The 2,342-nt window shown below is 38.0% G+C and carries 4 protein-coding genes and 1 pseudogene; 4 read left to right on the top strand and 1 reads right to left on the bottom strand.

Annotated features, from left to right (window positions below; genetic code table 11):
• The 4 genes from JCM15548_RS22065 to JCM15548_RS20310 form a co-directional block, all read left to right on the top strand.
• Positions 1 to 483 (top strand): hypothetical protein (locus JCM15548_RS22065; protein ID WP_162198301.1); only part of this gene is annotated, 483 nt, incomplete at its 5' end.
• A gap of 7 nt (positions 484 to 490) precedes the next feature.
• Positions 491 to 1,063: a hypothetical protein gene (locus JCM15548_RS20300; RefSeq protein ID WP_062129028.1), complete on the top strand. Its 573-nt coding sequence runs from the start codon at positions 491 to 493 to the stop codon at positions 1,061 to 1,063.
• 177 nt (positions 1,064 to 1,240) lie between these two features.
• Positions 1,241 to 1,639 (top strand): HEPN domain-containing protein, encoded by a 399-nt coding sequence (locus JCM15548_RS20305; protein ID WP_062129030.1) that lies wholly within the window; start codon positions 1,241 to 1,243, stop codon positions 1,637 to 1,639.
• Positions 1,618 to 1,932 carry a nucleotidyltransferase domain-containing protein gene (locus JCM15548_RS20310; protein ID WP_062129032.1) on the top strand — a complete coding sequence of 105 codons (315 nt, stop codon included), beginning with the start codon at positions 1,618 to 1,620 and terminating at the stop codon, positions 1,930 to 1,932. The genes JCM15548_RS20305 and JCM15548_RS20310 overlap by 22 nt, the downstream gene beginning before the upstream one ends.
• Positions 1,933 to 2,085: 153 nt before the next feature.
• Here the strand turns inward: JCM15548_RS20310 and JCM15548_RS20315 are convergent.
• Positions 2,086 to 2,342: pseudogene (locus JCM15548_RS20315) on the bottom strand (ATPase); the annotation flags it as partial.

A 2,342-nucleotide genomic window follows, 5' to 3' on the forward strand; every position in this document is an offset into this window, starting at 1 on the left:
GGATTTATTCCACCCGCCCACCAGCACCGCGTTAGCGCACCCACCGACCCCAACGGTAGCACCCCAATGGATGCCACCCCCTTCAGGGCCCACAAAACCTACATCCTGTCAGACGCCCTCTCCTGGATATCCCTCGTCGGCAGCATGGCCCGACCCCGCGCCAACAACCGCTCCACCAACTTCTGGGCCTGGTTCGGCCAATGCTTGGAGAAATTAGGCGATATGGGAAGTGCTATGGCGCCAAGGGAGGCTTATGGGGAGGAGAGCGAAAAAACACCAACTCACATTGCCGAAAAAGAATATGGAATAGGGGCTTATAGTACATGGATAAAAGAAAGTCCAAATATGTTTTATGATCTTACAAGGGATTCTGTTCTATTAATAAGGCCAACAGGAGACTCCGTACTTTATGTTGGAGCCACTCAGAATCCTCATGGCGTAAGATACAAAGTCCCTACGAACTTTAAAAACACCTCTAAATAATGGTATTATGAGAATTAGAATAGTAATTGGTACGCTACTTTTTAGCTTTTTAATAATTAATTGTAAACCCAACTCTGAACACCATCCCCAACTGACAAAAAGCCAGTGGGAAGACGTCTTTGATACTGCACTTAATTTCATTAATCAAATTTTGCCGGACAGCATATCAACAAATGCTTTAGACTTATATCACAAATACGATAATGAGAATTCCCGTGTGTCTGTGTATAGCTTCTATCTGAATGGAAAACAAGGATTAAACTACAGCCTCGATCAAAATGTAATTCAAGAAATAGTGGAAAGACAGAATATTGAAATTGAAAGTAGCCTTAAGAATTTGCCATCCACTGCAGTCACCTTTGCAAAAGACACAATTGATCTTAAAACTAACCTGTTTTTCATATCCCAACCTCTGTTAATTAAAGAAAATCTGATCAATATTGTATTCAGGTTAAAGCAGCCCAAGACGAATATCACCAGAAATTGGGTGTTTGTATATATAAAGGAAAATATACTGCTAACCCCAATAGTCATCTACGATGAACAGAACGACTTTTTCTGGGAACTGCATGATTTATAGGCTACCAAAAAACTCAAGACAGTCATAGAAAAGTTTTGCTTTATCCCCCCTGATAATTTTGAAAAATGCAGACTTTTATATCCAAATCAAGCAAGACACCCTCTCTGCGCATTCTCAGCAAATATTGATTCAATTGTAAATTTCTGTATCTTTGTTTGGTAACTTGCCTTTTTTCACATGGATAGTAACTTTGACACAGAAAAAATCATAATTCATTGGATTGAAAGCTCTGATAAAGATTTCAAAACGATGATGGATCTATATAAAACCCAGAACAACAGTTGGTCATTGTTTATGGGGCATCTTGTGATTGAAAAACTTCTTAAAGCACTATTCGTCAAAAACAACCACGAGTTTCCACCTATGATTCATGACCTTAGGAGACTAAGTGAAAAATCAAATTTAACGCTTGATTTTGACCGACAAGTTCTTCTTGACAGCATATCAAGATTTAACATTAATGCTCGGTATGATGATTACAAACAAAGTTTTCATAGAATTTGTACGGATGATTTCACAGCTGAATGGATTAAGAAAATAAAAGACTGTAGACTATGGATAAAAACGATGCTTTAAGGATAAGTCGGTCGTATTTAAATCGATTAAAGGAATCTGATATCGGATTTTCCGAAGCCTACATGTTTGGTTCATTTGCTAAGGGAAATCAACATGAAAATAGTGATATTGATATTGCTATTGTTTTAAAAGATGAAGTTGAGCATACATTTGATACCGATGTACAATTAATGATAACCAGAAAAGGAGAAGAAACTATAATTGAGCCACATGCCTTCACCAAAGACGAATTTGACAATAATACGCCCATTGTTTTTCAAATAATTAAACATGGCATAAGAATAGAATTATAGAGACCAGGATAGAGCCTCATCCCCTATCGCTTCAAGACCTAATTTCTGACAATCCCTTTGTTCTCGAAATAAAGAAAACCGGAATTGAAATAAAAAAATAGCCCAAAACTTCCTTCGCTCCCCAAAACAGCTAATGACCTACGATGAAGTCATCTAGATCACATCCAATAATTTCCAAGCCTGAATATGCCGAATGCCATTATTCGATGGAAAGGAAACATCATCTAACGAAATGACCATTTTTTCATAATTATCCGGAATGGCTTCCAATGGCGCGTACTCCCGTCGTATCGTTTGTTCATCAACCAAAACATAAGTGCATTGCAGATATATAAGTCTTTCACCCTTTTTGGCCACAAAATCAACCTCCTTATCACGCATCGCACCAACATAAACATCATATCCGTTCC

The sequence above is a fragment of the Geofilum rubicundum JCM 15548 genome (assembly GCF_000974365.1).
Taxonomy (GTDB): Bacteria; Bacteroidota; Bacteroidia; order Bacteroidales; family Marinilabiliaceae; genus Geofilum; species Geofilum rubicundum.